The following is a 24,904-nucleotide window of genomic DNA, read 5'->3' as shown; positions in this document are numbered from 1 at the left end:
CCTTCGCGAGCAAGCTCGCTCCCACAGTGGATCACTGGTGCACACAGATTTTTGTGCTTACCCCGATCCCCTGTGGGAGCGAGCTTGCTCGCGAAAGCAATCGCCAGAACAACAAGTATTCATCTGAGATAGCACCTTTGAACATCCAACCCAGCACCTACTCCCCCGACATCGCCGTCCCCCTGGACAAACGCGTCTTCGGCGCCCGCGATCTGTTTTCCCTGTGGTTTTCCCTCGGCATCGGCCTGATGGTCTTGCAGGTCGGGGCCTTGCTGGCGCCGGGCCTGGGCCTGAGTGGTTCGTTGCTGGCGATTTTCCTTGGCACGCTGGTGGGCGTGCTGCTGCTTGCGGTCGTCGGGGTGATCGGCAGCGACACCGGCCTGTCGGCCATGGCCGCCCTCAAGCTCAGCCTCGGCAGCAAGGGTGCAAGCGTGCCGGCGCTGTTGAACCTGTTGCAGTTGGTCGGCTGGGGTTCATTCGAAATCATCGTCATGCGCGACGCCGCCAGCCTGCTCGGCGCCCGGGCCTTCAGCGAAGGCAGCCTCGGGGCGAATCCGCTGCTGTGGACCTTGTTCTTCGGTGCCCTGGCAACCTTACTCGCGGTGAGCGGGCCGTTGACGTTCGTGCGCAAGGTCCTGCGCAAGTGGGGTATCTGGCTGTTGCTGGCGGCGTGCATCTGGTTGACCTGGAACCTGTTCGCCAAGGCCGACTTGGCGGCGCTATGGGCCCGGCCCGGTGACGGCTCGATGCCGCTGGCCGTGGGGTTCGACATTGCGATCGCCATGCCGTTGTCGTGGCTGCCGCTGATCGCCGACTACTCACGCTTCGGCCAGCGCGCCCGGAATGTCTTCGGCGGCACCGCCCTGGGCTTCTTCATCGGTAACTTTTGGCTAATGAGCCTGGGCGTCGCCTACACACTGGCGTTCGCCCCGAGCGGTGAGGTCAACGCGCTGTTGCTGGCGCTGGCGGGTGCCGGATTGGGTATTCCATTGCTGCTGATTCTGCTGGACGAGTCGGAAAACGCCTTCGCCGATATCCATTCTGCTGCGGTGTCCAGTGGCATGTTGTCGGGGCTGAAGGTCGAGCACCTGGCGTTGGCGATTGGTCTGGTCTGTACCTTGATCGCCTGCTTCGCGCCGTTGGCCCAGTACCAGAATTTCCTGTTGCTGATCGGCTCGGTGTTCGCGCCGCTGTTCGGCGTGGTGCTGGTGGACCACTTCATCCTGCGCAAACGCAGCAGCCAGGTGGCATCGGCCGCGTTGCGCTGGCCGGCACTGTTGGCCTGGCTGGGTGGGGTGAGCACGTATCACCTGCTCGCCAATGTCTACCCGGACATCGGTGCGACCCTGCCATCACTCATCCTGGCAGGGCTGCTGCAACTGCTGCTGGGCCGGGCGTTCAGCTACGGCCGGGAAACAGCTCGGGCTTGAGGATGCCGTTGAGGCGCGGGTAGGCGATCTTCAGCTCGATGTGGCCCAGGGCGTAGGGCGCGATGGTGCTGGTTTCATACTTGAGGATCACCCCGCCATAGGTCAGGGCGATGTGCGGGGTTTTCTGGAAGGACCACTGTTTCAGGAAGTCCGGTTCCTGATCCAGCTTGGTGCTGATCAACCAGCTGTTGTGGGCGACCTGGGCGGCTTTCCAGAATGCGTCTTCTTGGCCCGGCAGCAGCATGTCTGCCAGGGTCAGCACCTTGTGCTGCTGGCGCGAATAGTTGATGAAGCCGCGTCCCGGCGTACCGTGGGCGCCGCCGGTGTCCAGGTAGCTGGACAATTCGATGATCACCAAGCCGTCATGCTGCTCACGTACCTTGGCCTGCAAATAACTGCTGGTGCGCGGCCCCGCGGTGCGCAGGAACTGCTCGCGGTAGGCGGCCAGCGTGGGCGCGACCGGGGCGTCCGGGGTGGTGCGGGTCATTTGCAGCAGGCGTTTTTCAATGAGGCTGTCCAAGGCCGGCTCGGCAGGAAAATGCACGGTGTCGATGTTCACCAGCGGGCAGTCGGCGCTGGCGCAGCCCGGCTGCAATTGCTCCGAGGCGTCGCGGGTGGTTTCCAGCGGGGCGCGGTAGTTGGGTTGGAACAGGCTTTGGCAGGCACCCAGCGTCAGGGCAATGGCGGCCAGCGAGACAATTCTGAAAAGCGACATGGGCGTCCTTCGTGGAACAGGGAAAGGCGAAAAGTTACCCGCTTCGACTGTCAGCAAGGCAATCAGTTCGCCACTAAGCTCATTAGAGTGATTTTGCGCCTGGCCGTCCATCCCGATGACGGGAAAGGGGCTGCATCAAAGGGTACGGGCGCGTTAGGATGGCGCGAAGCCGAGGTTGGAACCTCGTATTGATCACCGCAAACGAGGACAGTCATGACCGATTTCGCCAACACCACCCCGAGCGCCGTGGACATCGTCAAGCGCGAGAACTGCTTCCAGGGTTTCTACAAGCTCGATCGTGTCCGCTTGCGCCATGAGTTGTTCGCCGGTGGCATGAGCCGTGAAATCAGCCGTGAGTTGTTCGTGCGCCATGACGCGGTGTGCGTATTGCCATATGACCCGCTGCGCGATGAAGTGGTGTTGATCGAACAGTTTCGCGTCGGCGCCATGGACAAGGCCGCCAACCCCTGGCTGGTAGAGCTGGTGGCGGGCCTGATCGACAAGGACGAGCAACCGGAAGAAGTTGCTCATCGCGAAGCGCAGGAGGAAGCTGGGTTGGTCTTCGCGGCGTTGTGGCCAATGACCAAGTATTTTCCCTCGCCGGGCGGCAGTGATGAATTCGTGCATCTTTTCCTGGGGCGCTGCGACAGCACGGGGGCCGGCGGCCTGCATGGCCTGGAGGAAGAAGCCGAAGACATCCGCGTGAAAACCTGGGCTTTTGAAGACGCCTTGCAAGCGGTGCGCGACGGGCGTATCTGCAACGCTGCCAGCATCATTGCCCTGCAATGGCTGGCCTTGAACCGCGATGAAGTGAGGGGGCTATGGTCCTGAGCAAGCTGCGCGATCGTTATCGCGTCGACCTGGTAGGGCTGCAAGCAGCCTGCGAGGCCAACTACGCCCGCCTGATGCGCCTGTTGCCCGACATGCGCAACGACCCGGCGCCGCGGCGTATCGCGGTGACCCATGGCGACCAGATGCTCGGCGTGCTGGCCCTCGAAGTGCTGCAGACCTGTCCCTACACCACCACGCTGCAGGTGCGCCAGGAGCACAGCCTGCCGTGGCTGCCGGTGCCGCAACTGGAGGTTCAGGTCTATCACGACGCGCGCATGGCCGAAGTCGTGAGCGCCGAGCATGCACGACGCTTTCGCGGCATCTATCCTTATCCCAACGCCTCGATGCACCAGCCGGATGAAAAAGCCCAGTTGAACCTGTTCCTGGGCGAGTGGTTGAGTCATTGCCTGGCGCTGGGGCACGAGTTCGAAGCGGTTCGCTAGTGGGTGTCAGTCTGTGAACCGGTTCCGGTTCGCGGGTTTCACCTTTCGATCAACCCCAGCATAATTGCCACTTCATCCAATGGCGTGATCGCGCCTGGGAGCGAGCGATTTGCCGAGCGTATCCACCCTGACCGCCACCGACCCGGTGATGCTGGTCCAACTCTCCGACAGCCACTTGTTCGCCGAGGCCGACGCCTCGTTGCTGGGCATGAACACCCGCGACAGCCTGCGGGCGGTCGTGGATCTGGTGCTGGACCAGCAACCGAAGATCGACCTGCTGCTGGCGACCGGGGATCTGTCCCAGGACGGCACGCTGCAATCCTACGAGGCGTTCCGCCAGATGAGCGCGCGGATCGACGCTCCGGCGCGCTGGCTGCCGGGCAATCACGATGAGCCGCAGGTGATGCTCCAGGCGGCGGTCCAGAGCACATTGCTCGATCCGGTGGTGGACGTTGGCAACTGGCGCGTGACGATGCTCGACTCCGCCGTGCCCGGATCGGTGCCGGGTTTTTTAGCCGAAGAGCAACTGATTCTGCTGGCCAATGCCCTGAGTGAGGCGCCGGAGCGGCATCATCTGGTGTGCTTGCATCATCATCCGGTTTCGATTGGGTGTGCGTGGATGGAGCCCATCGGGTTGCGTAATCCTGAGGCGTTGTTTGCGGTGTTGGATCGGTTTCCCCAGGTACGGGCGGTGCTTTGGGGGCATGTGCATCAGGAGGTTGATCAGGTGCGCAATGGGGTGCGGTTGTTGGCTTCGCCTTCGACCTGTATTCAGTTTGAGCCTGGTTCTGTGGATTTTGCGGTGGGGGAGCAGGTGCCGGGGTATCGGTGGTTGCGGCTTTTGGCGGATGGGCGGTTGGAGACGGGGGTTGAGCGGGTGATTGGGTTTGAGTTTGCGGTCGACTATGGGGCCAATGGGTACTGAGCACTCATCCACTGGCTCTGATCAACTGTGGGAGCGAGCTTGCTCGCGATGGCGGACTGGCGGACTGTGTGGTTTTTTGAACCGCGTACATATCCATTTCTGCGGTAACGGCTACTTACGGTTCCGCTCTTACAGCGGGTCACTTTTGGCAAACGCCCCAAAAGTAACCAAAAAGGCTTGGCCCCACCACTCGGTGCCTCGCCTAGGCTCGGCATACCCTCACTCCGGCATTGCTCCGAGGGCCCGCCGCGAAGGGCCATCCGTGGCCCAGCGCGGCTAACCCGGCATCCATGCCGGGTTGCCCACTGCGCAATGCCTGCGTTCGGCCGTCGTGGTTAACGGGGCCTGAAGATCAAAAGCAAAAGCAAAAGCTAAAGCAAAAGCAAAAGCAAAACAAGGCCGCCTTGTGGCCGGCCTGTTCTTACGGCTGACCTTGGTTCCCTGTGGGAGCGGGCTTGCCCGCGAAGGCGGCTTTACAGTCGACTTACATCTGTGGGAATGCTCGGACCTCCGCGCAGATTTTTCCGACGAGTTCTGGCGGTTGCTGGGTGGGAAGGGCTGTCGCTAAGCTTTTTCCGTCGCTGAAGATTCAGCGGTCGGGCCTGGAAACCCGAAGTAAAAGGAGCGAAATTTCATCCTAATGGAGCGCTCAACATGTCTGAAAATAACTCTGGACCAACAAAAAACGATTCCATCTCTTCCGAAACAAGCCAGCATTCCCCAAAGCTTGATGAAGCAGCCAAGCGCACTTTAGATTTTTATCTCAAGCCAAAATCCACTAACCCGAATTCTTCGGATCCCTGCCAAGTGTTCACGGTAAACAAAAAGCTCGACACCGAAACCCTCCTGACCAACCTCAGCGAAACCCTAGCCTCCGCCAACGTCATGCTCAGCGACCTGGCCTTCGATCTGGAAGGCTCTCGCCGACACTTTGCCTTGGGTGTCCAGCAGATGATCGAGCTCAGTGAGTTATTGGCAAATCGGGCATTGGATATCGTTGACCCGCGCTGACGTCGAACCATTCTGCATTGACGCAACCTGACCCACCGCCAAAGCGAGCAAGCTTTGCTCCCGCAGATGGTGACTCTCGGTACAACCGGGAGAGATAGAGCGGCCGTCAGGCCGCTTCGATCGTGCTCTTGCTCTTGCTTTGGCTTTTGATCTTGAACGCCCCATTAACCACAAGGGCCGAACGCAGGCATTGCGTAGTGGGTATTCCGGCATGGATGCCGGGATAGCCGCGCTGGGCCATGGATGGCCCTTCGCGGCGGGCCCACGGAGCAATGCCGGAGTGAGGGAACACCTCGCCTTGGCGAGGTGCCCAGTGGTGGGGCAAAGCGTTTTTGGTTACTTTTGGCGCTCTTCCAAAAGTGACCCGCCGTAAGGGCGGAACCGTAAGCAGCCGTTACCGCAGCAATGGATCCAAAAGTGACCCGCCGTAAGGGCGGAACCCTAAGTGGCCGTTACCGCAGCAATGGATATGTACCCAGTAAGGCCGCCATCGCGAGCAAGCTCGCTCCCACAATTGGATCGGAGTACAGCTGATAGAGATGGGCCGACGATAAGGCCAAATCCCCCCAAACCACCCCAATCTCCCTGTAAACTCCGGCCTTTGCCCCCAACACAGGAAGTTGGCATGTCGGCCTCGATCCTCTACATCCACGGCTTCAACAGCGCCCCAGCCTCGACCAAGGCCCGCCAGCTCATCGACGTGATGACCCGCCTGGGCCTGGGCGATCAGCTGCAAGTGCCAGCCCTGCACCACCACCCCCGCGAAGCCATGGCCCAATTGGAGCAGGCAATTACACAACTGGGCCGTCCGCTGCTGGTCGGCAGCTCGCTCGGCGGCTACTATGCGACTCACTTGGCCGAGCGCCACGGCCTCAAGGCTCTGCTGATCAACCCGGCCGTCAGCCCCCATCGGATGTTCGATGGCTACCTGGGCACGCAGAAGAATCTGTACACCGATGAAACCTGGGAGTTGACCCACGATCACGTCACGGCCCTGGCCGCGTTGGAGGTGCCGGCGCCCCAGGATCCGCAGCGGTATCAGGTATGGTTGCAAACCGGTGATGAAACGCTGGATTATCGCCACGCCCAACAGTATTACCGTGCCTGTGCCTTGCGCATCCAGGCCGGCGGCGACCACGGTTTCCAGGGGTTTGCCCAGCAGCTGCCGGCGCTGCTCGGTTTTGCCGGCATTGGCGCCGATTTGTACCAGGCGATCGACTTCACCTCGCTGTGAACCATCGCCCTTTTTTCATTTGAACACTGACGACGAGACCCCATGGCCACTCCCAGCGCTAGCTCTTATAACGCAGACGCCATCGAAGTCCTCTCGGGCCTCGACCCGGTGCGCAAGCGCCCCGGCATGTACACCGACACCAGTCGGCCGAACCACCTCGCCCAGGAAGTCATCGACAACAGCGTCGACGAAGCCTTGGCCGGGCACGCGAAATCGGTGCAAGTCATCCTGCACGCCGACCATTCGCTGGAGGTCAGCGATGACGGCCGCGGCATGCCGGTGGACATCCACCCCGAAGAGGGCGTGTCGGGCGTCGAGCTGATCCTCACCAAGCTCCACGCCGGCGGCAAGTTTTCCAACAAGAACTACCAGTTCTCCGGCGGTCTACACGGGGTGGGTATTTCCGTGGTCAACGCCTTGTCGACCCAGGTCCGGGTGCGGGTCAAGCGTGACGGCAACGAATACCAGATGACCTTCGCCGATGGCTTCAAGGCCACCGAGCTGGAAGTGGTCGGCAGCGTCGGCAAGCGCAACACCGGGACCAGCGTGTATTTCGCTCCGGACCCGAAGTATTTCGATTCGCCGAAATTCTCCGTCAGCCGTCTCAAGCACGTGCTCAAGGCCAAGGCCGTATTGTGCCCGGGGTTGTTGGTCAGTTTCGAGGACAAGGCCAGCGGCGAGAAGGTCGAATGGCATTACGAAGACGGTCTGCGCTCTTATCTGGTGGACGCGGTCAACGGTTTCGAACGCCTGCCCGACGAGCCGTTCTGCGGCAGCCTGGCCGGTAACAAGGAAGCCGTGGACTGGGCGCTGCTGTGGCTGCCCGAGGGCGGCGAGAGTGTCCAGGAAAGCTACGTCAACCTGATCCCCACGGCCCAGGGCGGGACCCACGTCAACGGCTTGCGCCAGGGCCTGCTCGACGCCATGCGCGAGTTCTGCGAGTTCCGCAACCTGCTGCCCCGAGGCGTGAAGCTGGCGCCGGAAGACGTGTGGGAGCGCATCGCGTTCGTGTTGTCGATGAAGATGCAGGAACCGCAGTTCTCCGGCCAGACCAAGGAACGCCTGTCGTCTCGCGAAGCGGCAGCGTTTGTTTCCGGTGTGGTCAAGGATGCCTTCAGCCTGTGGCTCAACGCCAACCCGGAAACCGGCCTGGCGCTGGCGGAATTGGCGATCAGCAACGCCGGTCGTCGCCTCAAGGCCAGCAAGAAGGTCGAGCGCAAGCGCATCACCCAAGGGCCGGCGCTGCCGGGCAAGCTCGCCGACTGCGCCGGGCAGGATCCGATGCGTTCCGAGCTGTTCCTGGTGGAAGGGGATTCCGCCGGCGGTTCGGCCAAGCAGGCGCGGGACAAGGAGTTCCAGGCGATCCTGCCGCTGCGGGGCAAGATCCTCAATACCTGGGAAGTGGACGGCAGCGAAGTGCTGGCCAGCCAGGAAGTGCACAACATTGCCGTGGCCATCGGAGTCGATCCGGGCGCCGAGGACATGAGCCAGTTGCGCTACGGCAAGATCTGCATCCTTGCCGACGCCGACTCCGACGGCCTGCACATCGCGACGCTGCTGTGCGCGCTGTTCGTCCAGCATTTCCGTCCGCTGGTGGACGCCGGCCATGTCTACGTCGCGATGCCGCCGCTGTACCGCATCGATCTGGGCAAGGACATTTATTACGCCCTGGACGAAGCCGAGCGCGACGGCATCCTCGATCGCCTGGTGGCCGAGAAGAAGCGCGGCAAGCCACAGGTCACCCGATTCAAGGGCCTGGGCGAAATGAACCCGCCGCAACTGCGCGAAACCACCATGGACCCGAACACCCGTCGCCTGGTGCAGTTGACCCTGGATGATTTCGCGGCCACGACGGAAATCATGGACATGCTGCTGGCGAAGAAACGCGCTGGCGATCGCAAGTCCTGGCTCGAATCCAAGGGCGACCTGGCCGAGGTGCTGGCCTGATGCGCAGCGGGTTCGCCCTGGCGTTGTTGCTGTGGGCGGGGGCTGTGGTCGCAGAGCCGGCACCGGAATTGAAGTTGCTGTCCGAGCACGCCGTCGAAGGCATGCGCGGCGGCAACCTGTCCGGGTTGGCCCTGTGTGGCAATGAAATGTGGACGGTGTCCGATCGCGACGATGACCGCATTTATCGCCTGGACACGTCCGATGGGAACGTCTGGCAGGCCCAGGCGCTGACCATCGACGTGCCTGAGGTGCCCGACAACGGTTTGCCCTGGGGCTTGCGTTCGCGAACCTGGGCTGCGTCGTTCCTGCGCGGTGGCGCGCTGGATTTCGAAGGCATCAGTTGCGACAGCGCCGGCAATCGCTACGTGGTCAGCGAGGCCTATGCGGCGGTACTGCAAGTGCCGCCGACCGGCGAGGCGTCCTGGTTGAAAATCGCCCCGACAATGATTCGCCAGGCCCGGGCCAGCGGCATGTTGTTGCATTTCAATGCGCTGTTCGAAGGTCTGGCGGTGAACCCGGCCGGCGATCAGCTATGGCTGGCGGCCGAGCGTGAACGTCGTGGTCTGTTGCTGATCAAGCGCCAGCAAACGGTGTGGGATTGCGATGACAACTGCGTGTTGTTGAGCGAAGCGGGGCTGGAGATGCAGCCGGCGCAGTTCCCCAAGGCCCGCCCGGTTTCCCGGGATTTCGCAGACATTTCATTGTTCAATGGCAAGCTGTTTACTCTGGAGCGCAACGCCTTCCAGGTCTGCCGGCGTGATCCGCAGAGCGCCAAGGTGGAGCGTTGCTGGTCGTTCGCCGCCGAGGCCTTGCAGGACAACCGCCGCTATTCTCAGGACTACGGTCTGGCCGAAGCGCTGGTCGTGGACGCCGAGGGGGCGTGGATTGGCCTGGACAACAACGACGGTGCGCGGGCCGACGGCGAAGAGCGGCCGATCATCTGGCGTTTCGCCGCGCCAGACGGTGGTTGGAGCGCCGCGCCATGAGCCAACAGGCGCCGGGCAAGCGCGCCGGTCGGGTGTTGATGATCCTGGCCTGGTGCGCGGCCCTGTTCCTGGCGACACGCTTCTTTGCCCAGGTAGAGCAGCGTCAGCAGAACCCCAACACCCAGGTGTATTCGCAACGGGGCGACGGGTTTATCGAAGTGAAGCTGGTGGGCAATACCCAGGGGCATTTCGTCGCCAGCGGCCATATCAACGGCCAGCCGGTGGATTTCATGCTCGACACCGGTGCCACGGATGTGGCGATTCCAGTGGAGCTGGCCGAGCGTCTCAAGTTGGAAAAAGGTTTCGGCGTGACGTTGAGTACCGCCAACGGTTTGAGCGAGGGCTATCGCACCCGCATCGACCGGCTGCAATTGGGTGACATCGTCTTGCGCGATGTCCGTGCCCTGGTGGCGCCAGGCCTGGGTGGCACGCAGGTGCTGCTGGGCATGAGCGCCCTGAACAAACTTGAATTTACCCAGCGCGACGGCACCATGCTGCTGCGCCAGACAACGAACTGATGAGGCCCGCATGAGCGACATTCTTGCAGACAGCTTAGACGGCGTAGAGCGCCGGTCGCTGGCTGACTTCACCGAAAATGCCTACCTCAATTACTCCATGTACGTGATCATGGACCGCGCCCTGCCGCATATCGGCGACGGCCTGAAACCGGTCCAGCGGCGGATCGTCTATGCCATGAGTGAGCTGGGGCTGGACGCCGATTCCAAACACAAGAAGTCGGCGCGCACCGTCGGCGACGTGCTCGGCAAGTTCCACCCCCACGGCGATTCGGCCTGCTACGAGGCCATGGTGCTGATGGCCCAGCCGTTCAGCTACCGTTACACCCTGGTGGACGGCCAGGGCAACTGGGGGGCGCCGGACGATCCCAAGTCTTTCGCGGCCATGCGCTACACCGAGGCGCGGCTGTCGCGCTATTCCGAAGTGCTGCTCAGCGAGCTGGGCCAGGGCACTGCGGACTGGGGGCCGAACTTCGACGGCACCCTCGATGAACCCCTGGTGTTGCCGGCCCGTTTGCCGAATATCCTCCTCAATGGCACCACCGGCATCGCTGTCGGCATGGCCACCGATGTGCCGCCGCACAACCTGCGGGAAGTCGCCACGGCGTGCGTGCGCCTGCTGGACGAGCCCAAAGCCACGGTGGAGCAGCTCTGCGAGCACATCCAGGGTCCGGATTATCCGACCGAAGCGGAAATCATCACGCCGCGCGCCGACCTGTTGAAGATCTACGAGACCGGTCGCGGTTCGGTGCGCATGCGCGCCGTGTACCACATCGAGGACGGCGACATCATCGTCACCGCGCTGCCGCACCAGGTCTCCGGAGCCAAGGTGCTGGAGCAGATTGCCGCGATGATGCAGGCAAAACCGTCGAAAGCGCCGCAAGTGGCCGACCTGCGCGATGAATCCGACCACGAGAATCCTTGCCGCATCGTGATCATCCCGGTCAACAGCCGGGTCGATCATGAGGCGCTGATGCAGCACCTGTTCGCCAGCACCGACCTGGAGACCAGCTACCGGGTCAACATCAACATCATTGGCCTGGACGGCAAGCCGCAGCTCAAGAACCTGCGGGCGTTGCTGGTGGAATGGCTGGAATTCCGGGTCAAGACCGTGCGTCGACGCCTGCAATTTCGCCTGGACAAGGTCGAGCGTCGCCTGCACCTGTTGGACGGCTTGCTGATCGCGTACCTCAACCTGGACGAAGTCATCCACATCATCCGCACCGAGGAACATCCGAAGGCCAGCCTGATCGCGCGCTTCGACCTGAGCGAAGTCCAGGCCGACTACATCCTCGACACTCGCTTGCGGCAATTGGCGCGGCTGGAAGAGATGAAGTTGCGGGCCGAGCAGGATGAGTTGCTCAAGGAGCAAGCCAAGCTGCAAGCCTTGCTGGGCAGCGAAGCCAAGCTCAAGAAGCTGGTGCGCGCCGAATTGCTCAAGGACGCCGAGACCTACGGCGACGACCGCCGCTCGCCGATCGTCGAGCGCGCCGAAGCCAAAGCATTGACGGAACACGACCTGCTGCCGAACGAGAAAGTGACCGTGGTGCTGTCGGAAAAAGGCTGGGTGCGCTCTGCCAAGGGGCATGACATCGATGCCACGGGGCTTTCCTATAAGGCCGGGGACGGGTTCAAGGCCTTGGCGGCCGGGCGGTCCAACCAGTTCGCGGTGTTTGTCGACTCCACCGGGCGCAGTTACTCGGTGCCGGCCCACACCCTGCCATCGGCGCGTGGCCAGGGCGAGCCGCTGACCGGTCGATTGACGCCGCCGCCGGGTGCAACTTTTGAGTGCGTGCTGATGCCTGATGATGACGGGCTGTACGTGATTGCCTCGGACGCCGGGTACGGCTTCGTGGTCAAGGGCGAGGATCTGCAAGCCAAGAACAAGGCGGGCAAGGCGTTGTTGAGCCTGCCGAACAACGCCAAGGTCATCGCACCACGCCCCGTGGCCGATCGCGAGAACAACTGGTTGGCGTCGGTGACCACCGAGGGCCGACTGTTGGTCTTCAAAATCAGCGACCTGCCACAATTAGGTAAAGGCAAAGGGAATAAGATCATCGGGATTTCCGGCGAACGGGTGGCGAGCCGTGAGGAATATGTCACGGATATTGCAGTGTTGCCGGAGGGCGCCACGCTTGTGCTGCAGGCTGGAAAGCGTACGCTCTCGCTCAAGGCGGACGATCTTGAGCATTACAAGGGAGAACGCGGTCGACGCGGCAACAAGCTTCCGAGGGGGTTTCAGCGGGTCGATGCACTGCTCGTCGAAAACTTGAATTAGGCGTACTAGAGGGCTCGGTCTGCGATTAAAAGGCGCAGACCGACGCTTTGGCGCTGGAGTCGGAACGCATATTCACGGATGATAGGCCCTTTCAAGCGCCGGCGTGGCCGAGCGTTCTTCATAATGACCGAGTATTTTTTCACTGTGGCAGGCTTTGTGGCCGCCACCTGGATGGAACGATGACTGCTCTGCGCCTTCCTATTTTATGGCTCGCCGGCCTGCTTGGCCTGGCGGGTTGCAGTGTCCATCAGCCGGTGTCGCTGTATCAACTCGACAGCGGGACGCCCGCCCAGCCTGCGCAAAGCACAGGCATGGCGGTATTGCTGGGGCCGGTATTGATCGCCGATTACCTGCAACGCGAAACCCTGTTGCAACGCCAGCCAGACGGCAGCCTGCAGGCTGCCACGGACGGCCGCTGGGCCGGTAGCCTGTCTTCGGACATCGACCAATTGCTGCTGCGCCAGGTCGCCGGGCAACTGGACAGCCAGCGCGTGGTGCTGGCGCCGGCCACCCAGGGTTTCACCCCGGATGTCCAGGTGCTGCTGTCGATCACCCGCCTGGACTCGGGCAAGAGCCAGCCTGCGGTGCTCGATGCCCAATGGCGCTTGATCGACCGTCGGGGCAAGGTTCGCGAGAATCGAATCGTGCATCTGCAAGAGCAACACGCCGGGACCACCGCGGCGCAAGTCCAGGCCCAAGGTGTACTGCTGCAACGCCTGGCCGAGCAGCTGTCCGTGTCCCTCAAGCCGTTGGCCAACCAGCCTCCGATCATCGATACGCCGCGTAAAACCGCACCGACCCAGGCCAAGCCCGCTGCGCCGGAAAAATCGCCGAAGATCCCGATGGCCCTGCCGATTCGCACGGACATGGAAGTGTTCAGGTTCTGATGGCTGGATAGCCGTGAAGCAAAGCCCGCGTTGATGCGGGCTTTGTTGTTTCTGGGGAGGGGGCTTGCGCGCTTGTGCTGGCCCCTTCGCGGGCAAGCCCGCTCCCACATTTAGTCCGCGGCAGGATCCGGTTCTGTGGTCATGAAGGCCCCTGTGGGAGCGGGCTTGCCCGCGAAGGGGCCGGTGCGGCCCACAAAAAAGCCCGCAGACAATCACTCATCTGCGGGCTTCGTCATTCCAAGCAACCGGGGTTAGGCCTGGCGCTCGTGCATCCGCGCCAGTTGCCGCTCCAGCAGCGACGGGTAGGGCTCCATCAGCCGTTCCACGCAGCATGCGCCTTCAGGGCTGGCGATGGGGCGGATGCGGGCGCGTTGGCGGATCAGCGCGTCGTCGTTGATCTTGCGCTCCACCAGCAGCAGGTTGCGGCTGTGTTGCGACAGCGCCAGGGCGTCCTGCGCGGTTTCGGTCAGCAGCAGGTCGATCTGGCTGAGGCCGAACAGGCCGTCACCCAGGGTCAGGCCCAATTGCAGTTGCAGGGTGATACCGCTGTCCGCGACCTCGATCTGCAACTGGTGGCCCAGCGCCCGCAGCAACTCACCGCAGCAGATGGCGTTGGTCAGGTAGTCGTCACCACTGTCCTCGGTGTGGAACAGCATCAACGTGCTGCCGTCGTTCAAGGTGTGCAGTTCGCCCTGGTAGAGCGAGGCGGCCTGGTCGAGGCAGTCACGGTAGCGCTCGAGCAACTCCTTCAGGCGTGCCTGGGGCAGGCGTCGCAGTTGATCCTGGGCGCCCAGTTGCACGGCCAGTACGGCGCTGTGCTGGGGCAGGTTCGAGACGACGGGCTTGACGAGCGGCTTCGCTTCGCCGCTGATCGAATCGTCACGCAGGTCGGCGAAGGCGTCGTCGTCTTCATCGTCTTCGACTGTGCGCACCACATGGCGGGGCGCCGGTCTGGCGGCGGGCATCGGCGGGCTCTCGTCGAAGCCTGGATCGCGCAAGTTACGCACTTCGAAGCCCGGCTCGGCCTCGTCTTCGTCGACGTAGTCGAGCGCTTCGGGCTCGGGCACGGGGGCCGGCTCCGGAGCGAAGCTGGCGTGCAGTTGCCGGGCCAGGTCGCCGATTTCGTCCTGGCGCTGGGTGGCCGGGGTGTGTTCGTCGATGTCCCGCAGCCAGACGCGCAATTGCAACAGCGGCGTGGAGATGTGCCGGCCCAGGCGCAGGCTCAAGGCCAGGGCCAGGGCCAGCAGTATCGCGCTGAGGATGCCCATGCTTTGCAGGCTGATGGTCATCGGTTGCTGGAACTGGTCCATGTCCAGGCTGATGCGCAGTTGCCCGGCCGTCACGTCCTGGAAGGTGATCTTGCTCTGGTACATGCCGCCGGACTCGCCCAAAAGGCCAGGCTTGGGCCGCTGGCCGGCCTCGGCGAGGATGCGGTTGTCGACGCTGTAGATGGCCGCGTGGGCCACCAGCTTGTTCTTGGTCAGGTTGTTGAGTAGCACGTTGAGGCTGAGGATGTCGTTGGACACCAGCAGCTCGGTGGCGGACGTGGCGGTCTGGGTGGTCAGGCTCTCACCCAGGGCATCGGCCTGCTCGTGCATTGCCTGCTTGAACTGCAGGCCCATCACGCAGGCATAGATGACCAGGGCCAGGGCGACCAGGATCACGTTATGGCTGGCAATGCGCAATGCAATCGGCACGCGACGGTGGCGCAGTGCACGGAAGATCAGCAGGAAGAAATTGTCGGTTTTGACTGGCGTGGGCCGGTTCACTGAGCTCGGCTCTTTGTCCGTGAAATTGACGCGCAGTATAGCGACAGCCCCATGACCGGCAAAGCACTGGCGGTGCCCGATGGTCACTGAATGTGGGTAGAATGCGGTTTTTTTCCACCTGCGGGGGTGCGCCTTGCGCGAAATCGTCCTGATAAACATCACTGGCAGCGACCGTCCGGGTCTGACTGCGGCCATTACCGGCGTTCTGGCCCAGGGTGGTGTGAACATTCTCGACATCGGTCAGGCGGTGATCCATGACACGCTGTCGTTCGGCATCCTGGTTGAAATCCCGGACGCCGAACACAGCAAGTCGGTGCTCAAGGACATCCTGTTCACCGCCTACAAGCTTGACCAGCAGGTCCGCTTCACCCCGGTTTCCGAGGCCGACTACCAGCACTGGGTCGCCGGCCAGGGCAAGAAACGCCACATCGTGACCTTGCTGACCCGCAAGGTCACCGCCGAGCAGCTGCAGCGCGTCAGCTCGATCACCGCCAAATATGACTTGAACATCGACCACATCGACCGTTTGTCCGGGCGCATGCCCCTGGACACGCCGGACGACAAGGGCAAGGGCTGCATCGAGTTCTCCGTGCGCGGCGAACCGGCCGATCCCCAGGCGCTGCGGGCCGAGTTCCTCAGCGTGGCCCAGGAGCTGAACGTCGACATCGCCTTCCAGGAAGATTCGCTGTTCCGCCGTAACCGCCGCCTGGCGGTGTTCGACATGGACTCGACGCTGATCGAAGCCGAAGTCATCGATGAACTGGCCAAGGCCGCAGGGGTGGGCGACAAGGTCTCGGCGATCACCGAGCGGGCGATGGCCGGCGAACTGGATTTTCGCGCCAGCTTCAAGGAGCGCCTGGCGCTGCTGCAAGGCTTGGACGTCAGCGTACTGGACGCCATCGGTGCCTCCCTGCGCCTGACCGAAGGCGCCGAGACGCTGTTCGCCGAACTCAAGCGCCTGGGCTACAAGACCGCCATCCTGTCGGGCGGTTTCACCTACTTCGCCAAGCAGTTGCAGGCCAAGCTCGGCATCGACTACGTGTTTGCCAACGAACTGGAAGTGGTGGACGGCAAGGTGACCGGCGTGGCCGTCGAGCCGATCGTCGACGCCCAGCGCAAGGCCGACCTGCTGCGTGAACTGGCACAAAAGGAAGGCTTGCGCCTGGAGCAGACCATTGCCGTGGGCGACGGCGCCAACGATTTGCCGATGCTGGCCATCGCGGGCCTGGGCGTGGCGTTCCGTGCCAAGCCACTGGTCAAGCAATCGGCTCGCCAGGCCATCTCGACCCTGGGCTTGGATGGGGTGCTGTATCTGCTGGGCTTCCGGGATCGCGACGGGCAGCTTTGAGACGGCGCTGAGAGGATTTATCTGTGGTGAGGGGATAAATTCCCTCACCACAGGGGCTGTGTCTGGCCTTAGAGCGACTTCCACAACGAATCGAAATCCCCCTCCGCTTCGCCGCCGCCCTGGGTGTCGGCTGCGTTCTCCTGGTGATAGGAAAACTGATTGAAGCTGTGGGTGCTGGTGATCCGGCGGTCCAGCCCGGCGCGGCGCTCCTGGCCGTTGGTGTTGATCAGCACGCGCTGGCCCTCCTGGAAGGGCAGGCGCGGGGCAATCATGGTGGGGGGCAGGTCGACGGCGCTGATCTCCGGCAGCAGCAGCCCGCGCAGGTAGTGGCCGTGCTCGTTCTCTTCGCGCACCAGTTGCAGCCCGCAGGGCTGGGCATAAGGTGCCACCAACTCGATACCCATTTGCATGGCGCCGTTGCGCACCTGTCGGATCCAGCGCACGACGGCAATGCTCCAGGATTGATCGCTGGCGTCCCGGATACCGATCATTTCCCCGGCTTGCAATTGCTCCGGCACCTCTTTCGGCCAGCCTAGGCAATACCCACCTGGGCTGTGGTTGATGATCGGCAGGTCAAAGGTGGGAAAATGATGCTGGCGGTCGGAACTGCTGCTGTCGTCATCGGATGGATTGGCCGGGTACTCGATTTCCTCATAGGGCAGCAGCTCACTGTCCCCACTGGGCGCGGCATCGAAGGCCTGGCTCCAGGTGTCGCTGCGCTTGGTTGGCGCGGCTTCGAACCGGGCCTTGCGCGTGGTGGGTTTCTTCAGGATTTCGCTGAACGAGCGCTCACCGCCCAGGTAGTAGTGCAGCGCACTCATGCCGACGCACAGCGTCAATGTCCCGTTGCCTTCCATGCGCTGGAAGCTGCGCTCGGCCGCCTCGCCCCAGGCCGCCTGCAAGTGATTCAAGGTGTCGGTGTTCATCCCGGCCGGTACCGGCAGGGCCGGGTCGGCCGGCTGTTCCAGGTGGGTGGTGATCATGCGCACCAATGGCTGCGGATCGAAGCCCTGCAACGTCGGTTGCTGCTCGGCCCTGAACTTGGAGCGGTAGCGTGGTCCGACATCCAGTTCCGCGGCGACGGCGAACAGGCTGGTGGCGGTGCTGGCTGGGTCGAGCCTGACCCACTGGCTCCACGCCTCCAGGGCCTCGGCCAGTCGCGCGATCTGGCCCTGGCGCAGCTGATTGCTGCGTGAGGCGCCCAGCAACAGGGCGACGATGTAGGTTTGCTCGGGGCTCAACTGGTGAACCTGGCTGGCCAGTTCGTCGCTCACGCTTTGTTGTTGCAAGCGGTGCTGGCAGGCAATCCGGTATAACTGGTGCAAATCGAGCCACAAGCCTTCAGGCACAGGGCTGTAGAGCTGGCTGGCGCGAATCAGCGGGCCATCGAGGGCGTGCATGGCGCGCTGCAATGCGGTGCTGAGCAGGCGGGCGCGGTCCTTGGTGTACTTGGATGCGATGCGCGCCACGATCTGCTTGTAACCCATCGCCAGCTGGGTTTGCAGGGCCTGGCAGAGGTTGACGATCTTGCGCGAGCGGTCATCCAGCACGATGGCCTGTTGCAGGAAGTGCCGCTCCAGGTGCTTGCAGACGTAATACACCTCGGGGCGCAGCAATTCGAGCAATTGCAGGCGATTGTCGCTGGGTGTGAGCAACTGGTTGAGTTCGCCAAGGGCCTGGTACAACAGGCGGGCGGTTTCGCCGATGTTGGCCTTGGGCAGGTCGGCGATCCAGCGCTTGAGGTCGCGCGGCGAGGCTTCGCAGAACGACAGGCGCGATTGCGTCGGGGACAGGACACGCAGCAACTGGAGAGGGCTGGTCTCATTCATGCCGTGGACGGGCTCCGGCGGGAAACAAACGTGATGTTCCAACTCTAGCAGTTGTAGCCGAAGGAGGTGCGCTATCTATGCTGGATACCCTGTGGAAGCGAGCTTGCTCGCGATGACGCTAGGACAGTCGCCATCGAGGTGACTGTTATATCGCCATCGCGAGCAAGCTCGCTCCCACATTTGATCTTTTACTCAGGCCTTTGGCAGTGCCAGGCCTTGGCCCATCTGCACCGGCGAACCGGCCACCAGGCTTTCAACCCATTTCACCTGGTTCGGCCCGAACAGCACGATGGCAGTGGAACCCAGCTTGAAACGCCCCAGTTCCTCCCCTTTTTCCAGGTGGATCGGTGCACGGGCCGCTTCGTCGTAGCGGAACGTCTTCAGTTCACGCTTGGGCGGCGTGACCAAACCTGCCCAGACGGTCTCGATCGAGGCCACGATCATCGCTCCCACCAGCACCACGGCCATTGGCCCGCGTTCGGTGTCGAAGATGCACGCCACGCGTTCGTTGCGGGCGAACAGCTCCGGCACGTTTTCGGCCGTGGTCTGGTTCACCGAGAAAATCCGTCCGGGAATGTAGACCATCTCCCGCAGGGTGCCGGCCAGCGGCATGTGCACGCGGTGGTAGTCCTTCGGGGACAGGTAGATCGTGGCGAAATCACCACCCATGAACGGCGCGGCATTGGCCGCATCGCCGCCCAGCAGCTCCAGCACGCTGAAGCTGTGGCCCTTGGCCTGGAACACCCGGCCATGCTCGATCGGGCCAAGCTGGCTGACCGCGCCGTCGGCCGGGCAGAGGATCGCGCCCGGGGTTTCGTCCAGCGGCCGCGCGCCGTCTTTCAGGGCGCGGGTGAAGAACGCGTTGAAGTGTTCGTAGGCGGTCAGGTCTTCCACCAGGGCCTGGGACATGTCCACTTGATAGCGCTTGGCGAACCACGCGGTGAAGGCATTCTTGAACCAGCGCACGCGGCATTCGGCAATGCAACCGGCCAGCCGCGACAGCAGGTGGTGGGGCAGCAGGTACTGAGAGAGGATGAACAAACGGTTTTTCATTAACGGTCCTTAAGAGCCTTCAACGTTCGATGGGGGTGTCGGGGTGGTTGCCCCATTCGCCCCAGGAACCGGCATAGCCTTTGACCCGCGGATAACCGAGCGCCTTGGCCACAAGATAGGTGAAGCCAGAACGATGGTGGGTCTGGCAGTGGGTGATGATTTCTTTGTCGGGCGTGATGCCCAGTTGTTCGAGGATCTGCGGCATGTCCTTGCGGATGCGCAGGCTGCGGGCCTGGTCCATGCCGGCCGTCCATTCGAAATTGACTGCCCCGGGAATGTGCCCGCCCCTGGCCGCGACGACTTTCTCGCCGGAATACTCCAGTGGGCCGCGCGCGTCCCAGATGGCCAGGTCGGCGGCGCCGAGGCGGCTTTGCAGGTATTCGCGGGTGGCCGTTGGCGCGTCGTGCAGGGTCAGGCTCAACGGGCCGGCGCCGGGTGCGGGTGCGTCGGTGGACACCGGCAGGCCCTCGTCCAGCCAGGCCAGCAGGCCGCCGTCGAGGTAGTGGTAGTTGCCGTGGCCGATCACGTCCAGCAGCCAGATGAACCGTCCGGCCCAACCGCCGCCTTCATCGTCATACACCACGTACACCGCGTCCGGGTGGTGCCCGAGTTCGCCGAACAGGGCCTCCAGGTCGGCTTTCGCCGGCAACAGCCCCGGCGCCGGTGGCTGGCCCAGTTGCGTGCGCTTGGGGTCGACGAAGCGGGCGCCGGGAATGTGCCCGGTGCTATAGCGGGCGGCGCTGGTCAGGTCCACCAGGATCAGTTCGCGGGCGTCGAGGCGCGACAGCAGTTCGCTCGGCTCGATCACCAGCGGCAAGCCAGAGAAGTCAGGCATGTGAGGTCTCCAGGGGCGCAAAGGGAAAGGATTGTAGCAAGTTCAACGGCCCCGGTTGGTAAAGGTGTGCAGGGCCCTTTCGATGCATTGCACGGTTTTGCCGAAGGCCTGCACGGTGACGTCCGAGAAAGGGCCGCCCCCCTGGTCGACGACGACGAGCATGATCACCCGGCCGTTGCAGGTCAGTGAGCGCAGCAGCAGGTGCTCGCCCTTGAACAGGGCGCGCAGGCCCGGCGGCAGTAACGCGGAGAACTGGGCATTGTTGTCCGGGTTCAGGCGTACCTGGGCCTGTTGGGCCAGCAACCGCTGCAAGACCTTGCTCTGGGCGATGGGGAAACTCATCGCCGCGACTTCTTTCGCCAGGCCGGCGGTTTGGTGCACGCGCACGCTGGTCTGGCTGCGGTCGGCCATCAGGATCATCACCCGACGCATGCCACAGGCCACCAGCACATCGCGAGCCGAACTGGTCAGGTGCATGGCGTTGCTGAACGGGCTCGGTTCCACCAGCAGGGCCGAGCATTGCTTGCGCCACTGGCTCAGGTCCGGGGCACTGGGCGGGGTCGCCGAGCGTGGGCCAGGCTGGACGCGGCGACTGCCCCAGGGCCAGATCAGGGCCTCGGCCGGGTGCCAGAGGTCTGGCATGGCGTGTTGCCGGGCGCTGTTGGCGGCTTGTTGGTGCAGTTGTTGCTGGACATCATCCATTGAAATTTGCAGATACAAACTGGTGAGGTATTGCCAGCGGGCGATGTGGGGGCCGTCCCAGGCCTGGTGCGCGGAAAGGGCCAGGCCGTTGGCCAGCAGTACGGTGTTGGCCGGCTGATTGAGCCAGCGCCGCAGGGTCGGGTCATCGTCCAGGCGATTCTGCTGGCGTAACGGGTGCTCGCTGTCCCGGGCGATACGCAGCACTTTCACCAGTTCACGACGTTCGTTGAGCAGCAGGCGGTAGCCCTGTGCGACCCAGATCGGCAGGCGCCAGGCTTCGACCACGCCCAGGCAGATCTCCAGCAGGCCGACGCCGAACAGTTCGTGCTCGACCTGGCTGGCCGACTGGCCTTTATGGATGACCCGCAGCTCCCACTCCCCGAGCAGCCGCGGGTGCGTCAGGGCCAGGGGCCAGAGCGGCGAGAGGAACAGCAGGCTGCCCCAGTGGATGTCCTGCCACAACCGCGCCAGGCGGCTGGAGAAAAAACCGTTGGCCTGTTGCGTGGCGTGCTGGCTGATCAGTTGCAGCTGGCGCAGGGTCACGGGGATCTGCTGCTCGGGCAGCGAAGGCAGGCGCGCGAGCAATTGCTCGGTGCGCTTGAGGCCGAGGCGGTTGAGGGCGACTTCAAGGTTTTCCGCCGGTTCGGCGAGGCTGCCATGGGTGTGATGGTTGGCTTCGCGGATGACGCTCAGGGCCAGGGCGGGGCTTTCCTGCATCAGCTCGGCGATGTCGCGCAACGAGCGGCGGCTGTCGGCAAGCGCCTTGCAGACCAGGTCGTGACTGGCCTGGGGCACCGGCAGGTGAACACCCTGGAGCAGCTTTACCCAGCCTTCGAGGGTGGACGGTCTTGGAGTCGGGACGTTCGATACATTAGCCATGGTTGGACGCGATCATCCCATGAATTATCTACGCCCGGAACGGGGCAAATTGGCTTTTCGCCGGAACTGGCTATAGTCTGGCGCAGTTTTGCCGATAAGTAGAAGAAGAGATTTTTCAGCTTCCGAATATGACCTTGAACCCGACTTAAATAAGTACTTTCTATCTATGGCTAAAATTATCGGCATCATTGTCGTGTTCGCGAGCGTGCTCGGCGGATACGTGCTCTCCCATGGCAAGATTGCCGCCCTGATCCAGCCCTTCGAGGTGATGATCATCGGCGGCGCAGCCTTTGGCGCTTTCCTGCAGGCCAACCCTGGCTATATGACCATGCACGTGATCAAGAAATCCTTGACCATGTTCAGCTCGCGCTTTACCCACACCTTCTACATCGAGGTGCTGGGGCTGGTGTACGAGATCCTCAACAAAAGCCGCCGCGAAGGCATGATGGCGATCGAAGGCGATATCGAAGACGCCGCCGCCAGCCCGATCTTCGCCAAGTACCCAGCCGTGCTCAAGGACGCCCGCATGACGGCGTTCATCTGCGATTACCTGCGGATCATGTCCTCGGGCAACATGGCGCCTCATGAGCTCGAAGGGCTGTTCGACATGGAGCTCTACAACCTGAAGGAAGACCTGGAACACCCATCCCACGCGGTCACCGGTATCGCTGATGGCATGCCCGGCTTCGGTATCGTTGCGGCGGTACTGGGGATCGTGGTGACCATGGCGTCCCTGGGCGACGGCGACCAGGCGTCCATCGGCTTGCACGTGGGTGCGGCGCTGGTGGGTACCTTCTTCGGTATCCTGGCGGCGTATGGCTTCTTCGGCCCCCTGGCCCATTCCCTGGCCCATGACGCCAAGGAAGAACTGAACGTCTACGAGGCCATCAAGGCCTCCCTGGTAGCCTCTGCCTCGGGCATGCCGCCGTCGCTGGCGGTGGAGTTCGGCCGCAAGGTCCTGTACCCGGCGCACCGTCCAAGCTTCGCCGAGCTGGAACAAGCAGTTCGCGGTCGCTGATATGGAAAATAACCAGCCGATCATCATCAAGCGTGTCAAGCGCATCGCCGCTGGACACCACGGGGGTGCCTGGAAAATCGCCTTCGCCGACTTCGCGACGGCGATGATGGCGTTCTTCCTGGTGCTGTGGCTGCTGTCCACGGCCACCCCGGAGCAGAAAATCGCCATCGCCGGTTACTTCAAGGACCCGATCGGCTTCTCCGAAAGCGGCACGCCGTACATCATCGACCTGGGTGGTTCGCCGACCCTGGCGCCGGACAATACCCTCAACCCTGAGGTCAAGTCTCAGCCACAGCCCGACAAGGTGACGGTGGACACCGATCAGGTCGAGGGCATGGCCGAGCAGGTCGAGCGCGAGCGCCTGGAATTGCTGCTGCAGGAGTTGCAGAACAAGGTCGACGAGAACCCGCAATTGCAGAAGTTCAAGGACCAGATCCTGTTCGAGATCACGCCGAACGGCTTGCGCATCCAGATCACGGATGCCGAGAACCGGCCGATGTTCGACTCCGGCAGCGCGCGCCTGAAGCCTTATTTCGAGGACATCCTGCTGGCCATGGCCGACACCATCAAGGCGGTGCCGAACAAGATCAGCATCAGCGGCCATACCGACGCCAAGCCGTACGTCGGCAAGGGTGACTACGGTAACTGGGAGCTCTCTGCCAACCGCGCCAACGCCGCACGTCGCGCCCTGGTGGCTGGCAGTTATCCAGACGAGCAGGTGGCACGGGTGGTCGGTTATGCCTCCTCGGCACTGTTCGACCGCAAGGACCCGTTCAACCCGATCAACCGGCGTATCGACATCGTGGTGCTGACCAAGAAGGCTCAAAAAGCCATCGAAGGTTCGCAAACCAACGACCCGGCGCCAGACCCTGTCCAGGGTCAGGGCGCCCCCGGCGAAGCCCCGGCAACGCCGTCAGGCGCGGCGGTGGACCCGAACGCATTGCCGGCGGACCAGCAACCGGTGCCGGCCCACGAACTGCGCGAACGGTTGAACCTGTTTGACGATGCGGCGCCCAAACCGCCCGCAACACCAGGGCAGTGACCCATGAAAAAGCCGACATGACTGTCGGCTTTTTTTATCTTTCGCAATTCCCGTGGCGAGGGACCTTGCTCCCGCCGGGCTGCAAAGCAGTCCTTTTGGTGAGCGCTTCGCGCTCAAGCGGGAGCAAGCTCCCTCGCCACGGAAATTGTGTATTCCTACAGTCAGTAACTGCTGTCCGGCAAGCTGGCGATGATCGAGCGGTAGCTGTTCATCCGTTGCTGGTGCACGCGGCCCTCTTCCAGGGCCTTGAGCAGGGCGCAACCGGGTTCGCGGTCGTGCTTGCAGTCGCGGAAGCGGCAGGTACCGATCAGCTCGTTGAACTCGATGAAACCGGCTTCCACATCGGCCCGGCTGACGTGGCCCAGGCCGAATTCGCGGATGCCCGGCGAGTCGATCAGTTCACCGCCGCCGGGGAAGTGGAACAACCGCGCGGTGGTGGTGGTGTGGGTGCCCTGGCCGGACAGTTCGGAAAGCGGCCCGACACGGGTCTCGACGTCCGGCAGCAGGCTGTTGACCAGCGACGACTTGCCGACCCCGGACTGGCCGACGAACACACTGATGCGCCCGTCCAGTTGCCGTTGCAACTGCTCCATGCCGTTGCCGTGGTGGGCCGAGACTTCCAGCACCGGATAACCCAGGTCCCGGTAGACCGACAGCAGGGCGTTCAGCGCCGGGGCGTTGTGCGCGTCGATCAGGTCGAACTTGTTGAGCAGCAACAACGGGCGGATGCCGGCGTGTTCGGCGGCCACCAGGTAACGGTCGATCAGGTTGGCATGGGGCTCGGGCAACGGGGCGAACACGATGACGATCATGTCGACGTTGGCCGCCACCGGCTTGAGCTGGCCGCGGCTGTCCGGACGGCACAGCTCGGTGTGGCGCGGCAATTGCGCCACGATCACGCCGATGCCCTGGTTGCCGGCGCGCCAGACCACCTGGTCGCCGGTGACCAGCGCCGGCAGGTTGGCCCGCAGATGGCAGCGGAACACCTGGCCGGCCAACTCGCCTTCGCGGGCCTCGACCTCGACCTGCACACCGAAGTGCGCGATCACCAGGCCGGTCTGTTCAGGGCCCAGGTCGCCACCCTCCAGGGCCTCGACAGCGCTGGATTCGCGCTTGGCGGCGCGGGCGGCGCGTTCGCCCTGGATCTTTTCGATGCGCCAGTTCTGACGACGATTGAGTTGGCGTTTGGCCATGGGTGTTCCGTATGAAGAAATGCAGCGATTAGGT

At 63.1% G+C, this 24,904-nt stretch carries 21 protein-coding genes; 14 read left to right on the top strand and 7 right to left on the bottom strand.

From position 1 onward, the window contains the following. Positions 1-47: 47 nt before the first annotated feature. On the top strand, positions 48-1,430 hold the full coding sequence (cytX, locus tag AD664_RS18275) for a putative hydroxymethylpyrimidine transporter CytX (RefSeq protein WP_371260971.1): 1,383 nt from the start codon (positions 48-50) through the stop codon (positions 1,428-1,430). Here the strand turns inward: cytX and AD664_RS18270 are convergent. Next, positions 1,399-2,145: a DUF3298 domain-containing protein gene (locus AD664_RS18270; RefSeq protein ID WP_053148408.1), complete on the bottom strand. Its 747-nt coding sequence runs from the start codon at positions 2,143-2,145 to the stop codon at positions 1,399-1,401. The two genes, cytX and AD664_RS18270, sit on opposite strands and share 32 nt — an antisense overlap. A gap of 213 nt (positions 2,146-2,358) precedes the next feature. Between AD664_RS18270 and AD664_RS18265 the strand changes: the two genes are divergently transcribed. From AD664_RS18265 to AD664_RS18215, 10 genes are all read left to right on the top strand, one after another. Continuing rightward, entirely contained in the window at positions 2,359-2,976 is a 618-nt protein-coding gene (locus AD664_RS18265) for an NUDIX domain-containing protein (RefSeq protein ID WP_042731424.1), read from the top strand. Beyond that, positions 2,967-3,419, top strand: coding sequence for a DUF1249 domain-containing protein (locus AD664_RS18260; RefSeq protein WP_053148405.1), 453 nt, complete (start codon positions 2,967-2,969; stop codon positions 3,417-3,419). Before AD664_RS18265 ends, AD664_RS18260 begins: the two co-directional genes overlap by 10 nt. Before the next feature lie 109 nt (positions 3,420-3,528). After that, positions 3,529-4,344 (top strand): 3',5'-cyclic-AMP phosphodiesterase, encoded by an 816-nt coding sequence (cpdA, locus tag AD664_RS18255; RefSeq protein ID WP_053148402.1) that lies wholly within the window; start codon positions 3,529-3,531, stop codon positions 4,342-4,344. 654 nt (positions 4,345-4,998) lie between these two features. Next, the gene (locus AD664_RS18250; protein ID WP_053148399.1) at positions 4,999-5,355 is read left to right on the top strand and encodes a DUF6124 family protein; all 357 of its coding nucleotides are present in this window, start codon (positions 4,999-5,001) and stop codon (positions 5,353-5,355) included. Between the two features lie 625 nt (positions 5,356-5,980). Further along, complete coding sequence (locus AD664_RS18240; protein ID WP_053148394.1) at positions 5,981-6,589, top strand: YqiA/YcfP family alpha/beta fold hydrolase; 609 nt, start codon at positions 5,981-5,983, stop codon at positions 6,587-6,589. A 42-nt stretch (positions 6,590-6,631) separates the two neighbouring features. After that, positions 6,632-8,536, top strand: a complete 1,905-nt coding sequence (parE, locus tag AD664_RS18235; RefSeq protein WP_047736068.1) for a DNA topoisomerase IV subunit B — start codon at positions 6,632-6,634, stop codon at positions 8,534-8,536. After that, a complete protein-coding gene (locus tag AD664_RS18230; RefSeq protein ID WP_053148391.1) occupies positions 8,536-9,522 on the top strand; it encodes an esterase-like activity of phytase family protein in 987 nt (328 codons plus the stop codon). The genes parE and AD664_RS18230 overlap by 1 nt, the downstream gene beginning before the upstream one ends. Continuing rightward, complete coding sequence (locus tag AD664_RS18225; protein WP_053148389.1) at positions 9,519-10,040, top strand: TIGR02281 family clan AA aspartic protease; 522 nt, start codon at positions 9,519-9,521, stop codon at positions 10,038-10,040. Before AD664_RS18230 ends, AD664_RS18225 begins: the two co-directional genes overlap by 4 nt. Positions 10,041-10,050: 10 nt before the next feature. Further along, positions 10,051-12,315 (top strand): DNA topoisomerase IV subunit A, encoded by a 2,265-nt coding sequence (gene parC, locus AD664_RS18220; protein WP_053148387.1) that lies wholly within the window; start codon positions 10,051-10,053, stop codon positions 12,313-12,315. Between the two features lie 179 nt (positions 12,316-12,494). Next, entirely contained in the window at positions 12,495-13,202 is a 708-nt protein-coding gene (locus tag AD664_RS18215) for a membrane integrity-associated transporter subunit PqiC (RefSeq protein ID WP_053148385.1), read from the top strand. Positions 13,203-13,453: 251 nt separating this feature from the next. Here AD664_RS18215 and AD664_RS18210 read toward each other — a convergent pair whose 3' ends face one another. Beyond that, the gene (locus tag AD664_RS18210) at positions 13,454-14,971 is read right to left on the bottom strand and encodes an AhpA/YtjB family protein (protein ID WP_047736064.1); all 1,518 of its coding nucleotides are present in this window, start codon (positions 14,969-14,971) and stop codon (positions 13,454-13,456) included. A gap of 133 nt (positions 14,972-15,104) precedes the next feature. Between AD664_RS18210 and serB the strand changes: the two genes are divergently transcribed. Further along, the gene (gene serB / locus AD664_RS18205; RefSeq protein WP_042730537.1) at positions 15,105-16,319 is read left to right on the top strand and encodes a phosphoserine phosphatase SerB; all 1,215 of its coding nucleotides are present in this window, start codon (positions 15,105-15,107) and stop codon (positions 16,317-16,319) included. A 68-nt stretch (positions 16,320-16,387) separates the two neighbouring features. Here serB and AD664_RS18200 read toward each other — a convergent pair whose 3' ends face one another. The 4 genes from AD664_RS18200 to AD664_RS18185 form a co-directional block, all read right to left on the bottom strand. Beyond that, positions 16,388-18,148, bottom strand: coding sequence for a hypothetical protein (locus AD664_RS18200; RefSeq protein WP_053148382.1), 1,761 nt, complete (start codon positions 18,146-18,148; stop codon positions 16,388-16,390). Positions 18,149-18,340: 192 nt separating this feature from the next. Next, positions 18,341-19,201 (bottom strand): archaetidylserine decarboxylase, encoded by an 861-nt coding sequence (asd, locus tag AD664_RS18195; protein ID WP_053148379.1) that lies wholly within the window; start codon positions 19,199-19,201, stop codon positions 18,341-18,343. A 19-nt stretch (positions 19,202-19,220) separates the two neighbouring features. After that, a complete protein-coding gene (locus tag AD664_RS18190; protein WP_053148376.1) occupies positions 19,221-20,036 on the bottom strand; it encodes a rhodanese-like domain-containing protein in 816 nt (271 codons plus the stop codon). 42 nt (positions 20,037-20,078) lie between these two features. After that, positions 20,079-21,617, bottom strand: a complete 1,539-nt coding sequence (locus AD664_RS18185; protein WP_053148373.1) for an HDOD domain-containing protein — start codon at positions 21,615-21,617, stop codon at positions 20,079-20,081. Positions 21,618-21,783: 166 nt separating this feature from the next. Between AD664_RS18185 and motA the strand changes: the two genes are divergently transcribed. Continuing rightward, positions 21,784-22,635 (top strand): flagellar motor stator protein MotA, encoded by an 852-nt coding sequence (gene motA / locus AD664_RS18180; RefSeq protein WP_053148369.1) that lies wholly within the window; start codon positions 21,784-21,786, stop codon positions 22,633-22,635. A 1-nt stretch (position 22,636) separates the two neighbouring features. Next, positions 22,637-23,677, top strand: a complete 1,041-nt coding sequence (gene motB / locus AD664_RS18175; RefSeq protein WP_042730531.1) for a flagellar motor protein MotB — start codon at positions 22,637-22,639, stop codon at positions 23,675-23,677. Between the two features lie 161 nt (positions 23,678-23,838). On the opposite strand, the gene rsgA is transcribed toward motB, so the two are convergent. After that, a complete protein-coding gene (gene rsgA / locus AD664_RS18170; RefSeq protein ID WP_053148366.1) occupies positions 23,839-24,870 on the bottom strand; it encodes a small ribosomal subunit biogenesis GTPase RsgA in 1,032 nt (343 codons plus the stop codon). Positions 24,871-24,904 lie beyond the last annotated feature (34 nt).

This window comes from Pseudomonas sp. P97.38 (assembly GCF_001269745.1).
Lineage (GTDB): Bacteria > Pseudomonadota > Gammaproteobacteria > Pseudomonadales > Pseudomonadaceae > Aquipseudomonas > Aquipseudomonas chlororaphis_E.
Note: the sequence above shows the minus strand (reverse complement) of the source record. Positions and strands in the feature narration are given on the sequence as shown.

What these genes read in the sequence shown, in the direction of transcription:
- AD664_RS18270 (WP_053148408.1), bottom strand. Translation starts at nt 2,145, where the DNA reads ATGTCGCTTTTCAGAATTGTCTCGCTGGCCGCCATTGCCCTGACGCTG.
- AD664_RS18265 (WP_042731424.1), top strand. Translation starts at nt 2,359, where the DNA reads ATGACCGATTTCGCCAACACCACCCCGAGCGCCGTGGACATCGTCAAG.
- AD664_RS18260 (WP_053148405.1), top strand. Translation starts at nt 2,967, where the DNA reads ATGGTCCTGAGCAAGCTGCGCGATCGTTATCGCGTCGACCTGGTAGGG.
- AD664_RS18250 (WP_053148399.1), top strand. Translation starts at nt 4,999, where the DNA reads ATGTCTGAAAATAACTCTGGACCAACAAAAAACGATTCCATCTCTTCC.
- AD664_RS18240 (WP_053148394.1), top strand. Translation starts at nt 5,981, where the DNA reads ATGTCGGCCTCGATCCTCTACATCCACGGCTTCAACAGCGCCCCAGCC.
- parE (WP_047736068.1), top strand. Translation starts at nt 6,632, where the DNA reads ATGGCCACTCCCAGCGCTAGCTCTTATAACGCAGACGCCATCGAAGTC.
- AD664_RS18230 (WP_053148391.1), top strand. Translation starts at nt 8,536, where the DNA reads ATGCGCAGCGGGTTCGCCCTGGCGTTGTTGCTGTGGGCGGGGGCTGTG.
- AD664_RS18225 (WP_053148389.1), top strand. Translation starts at nt 9,519, where the DNA reads ATGAGCCAACAGGCGCCGGGCAAGCGCGCCGGTCGGGTGTTGATGATC.
- parC (WP_053148387.1), top strand. Translation starts at nt 10,051, where the DNA reads ATGAGCGACATTCTTGCAGACAGCTTAGACGGCGTAGAGCGCCGGTCG.
- AD664_RS18215 (WP_053148385.1), top strand. Translation starts at nt 12,495, where the DNA reads ATGACTGCTCTGCGCCTTCCTATTTTATGGCTCGCCGGCCTGCTTGGC.
- AD664_RS18200 (WP_053148382.1), bottom strand. Translation starts at nt 18,148, where the DNA reads ATGAATGAGACCAGCCCTCTCCAGTTGCTGCGTGTCCTGTCCCCGACG.
- asd (WP_053148379.1), bottom strand. Translation starts at nt 19,201, where the DNA reads ATGAAAAACCGTTTGTTCATCCTCTCTCAGTACCTGCTGCCCCACCAC.
- AD664_RS18190 (WP_053148376.1), bottom strand. Translation starts at nt 20,036, where the DNA reads ATGCCTGACTTCTCTGGCTTGCCGCTGGTGATCGAGCCGAGCGAACTG.
- AD664_RS18185 (WP_053148373.1), bottom strand. Translation starts at nt 21,617, where the DNA reads ATGGCTAATGTATCGAACGTCCCGACTCCAAGACCGTCCACCCTCGAA.
- motA (WP_053148369.1), top strand. Translation starts at nt 21,784, where the DNA reads ATGGCTAAAATTATCGGCATCATTGTCGTGTTCGCGAGCGTGCTCGGC.
- motB (WP_042730531.1), top strand. Translation starts at nt 22,637, where the DNA reads ATGGAAAATAACCAGCCGATCATCATCAAGCGTGTCAAGCGCATCGCC.
- rsgA (WP_053148366.1), bottom strand. Translation starts at nt 24,870, where the DNA reads ATGGCCAAACGCCAACTCAATCGTCGTCAGAACTGGCGCATCGAAAAG.